The organism is Helicobacter bilis ATCC 51630 (assembly GCF_000686565.1).
Classification (GTDB): domain Bacteria; phylum Campylobacterota; class Campylobacteria; order Campylobacterales; family Helicobacteraceae; genus Helicobacter_A; species Helicobacter_A bilis.
In genome coordinates this window covers 1-3,594 of the sequence record NZ_JMKW01000090.1, presented here as the reverse complement: position 1 = coordinate 3,594, position 3,594 = coordinate 1, and the positions used below count along the sequence as shown (strand labels likewise).

General features: G+C 31.8%; 3 protein-coding genes. 1 reads left to right on the top strand and 2 read right to left on the bottom strand.

What is annotated here, in order from left to right:
* Positions 1-190 precede the first annotated feature (190 nt).
* Positions 191-1,339 carry a YbfB/YjiJ family MFS transporter gene (locus tag T368_RS0111020; RefSeq protein ID WP_004086115.1) on the bottom strand — a complete coding sequence of 383 codons (1,149 nt, stop codon included), beginning with the start codon at positions 1,337-1,339 and terminating at the stop codon, positions 191-193.
* A complete protein-coding gene (locus tag T368_RS0111015; protein ID WP_004086113.1) occupies positions 1,336-3,057 on the bottom strand; it encodes an FAD/NAD(P)-binding protein in 1,722 nt (573 codons plus the stop codon). Before T368_RS0111015 ends, T368_RS0111020 begins: the two co-directional genes overlap by 4 nt.
* Before the next feature lie 164 nt (positions 3,058-3,221).
* Here T368_RS0111015 and T368_RS0111010 point away from each other — a divergent pair, with 164 nt between their 5' ends.
* Positions 3,222-3,440, top strand: coding sequence for a 2-hydroxymuconate tautomerase family protein (locus T368_RS0111010; protein WP_004086112.1), 219 nt, complete (start codon positions 3,222-3,224; stop codon positions 3,438-3,440).
* Positions 3,441-3,594 lie beyond the last annotated feature (154 nt).

The following is a 3,594-nucleotide window of genomic DNA, read 5'->3' as shown; positions in this document are numbered from 1 at the left end:
TTTTGATTGAAATCTCCTTGTAATTCTTTACTCAATGGGAGTTGCAAAACACTTTGCGGAGATTGAAAAGAGTTGAAAAAATCAAACATTGCTACTTTTTTCCATATCACAAATAAATAACAGCCTAACACAACAAAAAACATATAAATAAAATGAAAAACTAAATGATACTTTAAGTTACTAAATCTTACTATTTTACATTTTTAATAGGGAGTAAAACTAAGGCACTAAGCGCAAGAGCCACTCCACATAAAATAAAAAGCCAAACATAGCCTAAAAAGTTTAAGCTATACACAAAGACAAAAGAAAATATCGCTTGAAAGATTCCAAACGCAAGGGTGAGCAAAGAGCTAGATTTAGCAAAATATGCCTTACCCATAATTTGCAGGGCTAAAGAATTTGTAAGTGTTACATTGCCAGTGGTAGTAAAACCCATAAGAAAAACACTGACATTTAAGAGCCAAAGATTAGAACTTAAAATTGCTAAAAAACAAGAAAAGGATTTAAAAACTAAGATAATAATCTGTGCATTTTTAAGCCCTATTTTATCGCTTAAAAGTCCGCTACCCAAGCTCCCAAGTGCTGCACCTATACCAAAAAATGCCCATGAAGACCCAGCGGTAAAACTACTAAATCCAATATCACGCATTAAGTAATCTGTCCAAAAAAGTGTATGTGGCAAATATCCAATGGCATTTAATACATAAGAGATGACTAAAAGCCATAAAAAGAAATGCGGGCGAAATTGTGGTTGTTTTGTAATTGTTTGTTGCTTTTTTGATTGATTCATTTTACGTGTTTTTAAAAAAAAGCAACTAAAAATAAAAGCAAAAAAGCTAAGAGAAGCTAAGAAAATCCATGCAAAATATAAATTAAAATGCGCTAAAAAAGGCAAAATAAATCCACTTGCCACAGCCCCAAGACCTATACCGCTAAAGACAATTCCGCCGACTTTGCCCCTGTGCTTTAGGTTGATAAAGGGTAAAATCAGTGGCGCAGCTAGAATCATCAAACTAGCAGAAGCCCCACCAGCTAAAAATCGCCACATCCACGCAACAATAAAAGGCAAAGAAGAAAATGCGCAAAATACAAAGCTTAAAGCAATAATAAAAAGGCTAAATCTAGCAATAGATTCAAGGCTAAAATAACGTTGCAAAATATTAATAAAAAGTGAGCCAAAAATATAGCCCGCTAAAATAGCAATACCTAAAGCAAAGCTTTCATTTTGACTTAATGAACCTTGCAAGATAAGGATAGGGATAAGCACAACATAGCCAAAGCGAGCCAAACCATTTGAAACAAATGTCATTAAAAAACAGCTAAAAATCCGCCCTTTCATAATCCTAACCCCTTCAAGCAAGATTGTATTGTGATATTAGAATCATTTAAAAAAGTTGAGGCAATAAATGGTCTTGGTAAAATAAAGGTATAGAATTTTATTCCTTCGGTTGGCAAACCTAAAATAAAAAGATTTTCTATAACAGTATTGTCTTGGTTGATGGATTGAAAATTATTGTTAATTTTTAAGCATTCGCATTGAATGCTGCCATTTGCAAAATAACTGCCTAGATTATTTTGTAGCAAAGAAGATAGAAACTCATTCTCTTGTAATCGTAAATTATCAATTCTGGCGTTAATAAGGCGATTGACAATATAGTGATTTGAAAAAGAATCTGTAAGTTCAAACTTTCTATCCCGAATATGTTTAAAGGTTACATTATATAAAATTTCTACAATATCTGCCTTGATAAGAGCCAATAATTCTTGTATTTTTATTAATGGTGGTCCTACACATAATCGATTATTAAGTGGAATAAAAGACTTAATAAATAACCGATAAGAATTCTCGCTAAGTCCGCCAAAATCTATACACAATCTTAGAATATCTCGTGTATCCCTTAAGACATCACAAGCGGCTTTAATAGGACTTGTAAGATTCCCCAAGCTTACTTCTTGTATATCATTTTGTAAATACGCAATCATTTTTTCCTTGAAGTCTTGTGCGCTTGTTATATTCTTGATAGGCTCAATCAACATAGAAAAGCTAAACTGCTTCTCTTTGGGAATATGTTGATTCAGTAATTGTTGTACATTATCTGTTAAAAGATACTTGTTTCTAAAAATAAAAGATTCTTTTAGGGATTTTCTTGCTAAATATGTATAACTATATACATATTCCATTTCTTTTATAATCAAAGGTAGAATATCTGTTTGAAAATCTAACTGCTGCTTTTGTTGTTTTAAAGAAGTTAAAAGCTTTTGCGTGAAAAACACAGGCTGATATTGTTCTCTTGTTTCTTTTTGCGTAATGGCACGTGCCATAAGGGGAAGGTTAGAACGTGAGAATGCAAGGATTTTTGGTTCTTTTCCGGACTTATGGTAAACAAGTTCATCATTTCTTTTTTCAAAATAGCCACCATATCCACTTGTTAATAACGTTATAATATCAATCGCACTCAAGCCCAAACCATTGATGGCTACAATGTCTTTATGAGAAAGGTTGCTAATGGATTGTGTAAGCGGATAAGCTGCAAATTCATTACTGTTATTATTAGATTCAGTATGTCCTGTTGTAACAAATACAGCATGAAGCTTAATAGAATGTTGATTAGTTTTCAGAATAAAATAATCGTGCTCTTTTGTTAAACTTCTTGCAAATTCTTGAATATGCTGTAGTGTCATGTTTTTAGGGATAAAAGTTTTAATAAAAGAAAAAGAGTATTCTAAATATTCTCCTAGCATTGCCCTTGCATAATACCCATTTTTTTCTGCACTATAGCCTTGAGAAATAAGATATTCATAAAAATTAGGCCCTTTGATAAAAAATTCATTAGGACATATCGTTTCATCTGCAAAAATTGTCATTTGCGCAGCAACTGTATTTGCCAACATACGCCTTGATTGTTTGGGATTATGGCAACCACTTCCTAATGAATATGGCTCAAAGATATAAACGTGGATTTGCTTACTGATATTGCGAGACAAAACCTTTGAAACCAACCTTTCAAATATGCTTAAGCCTCTTGCTCCAAATCCTACTATACCAATATTTAACATCATAACCCCCACAAAAATGATATGAAATATATTATAATTGATACTTTATAAATTATTTCAATAATAACATCTATATATTTAATTAAGTTTGAATATATTTCATATTTACTTTATATTAAGAACACAAATGTTATATTTGAGCATTTACACAAGAAAGGACAACTATGCCATTTGTCAATATTAGAATTACAAAAGAAAACGGTGAACCCACAACAAAGCAAAAAGAAGAGATTATAACTGGGGTTACGGACTTGTTAGCAAAAGTATTAAATAAAAATAAAGCTTCAACAGTTGTGATTATTGATGAAATTGACACAGATAACTATGGACTTGGCGGTAAAAGCATTACAGAAGTGCGCAAAGAACAAAAAGCGACAAAATAGTAAATAGACAAGCAGAATAAAAGCACAAAGAGAACATAAATCAAAAAATAACATTTCTAAATACGCGTAATATCATTGATAAAATGCTCTCTGCCAAAAACCTCATCACACAGGATTTTGACATAATGTCCTACCTTATCATCAATGTGTAAAT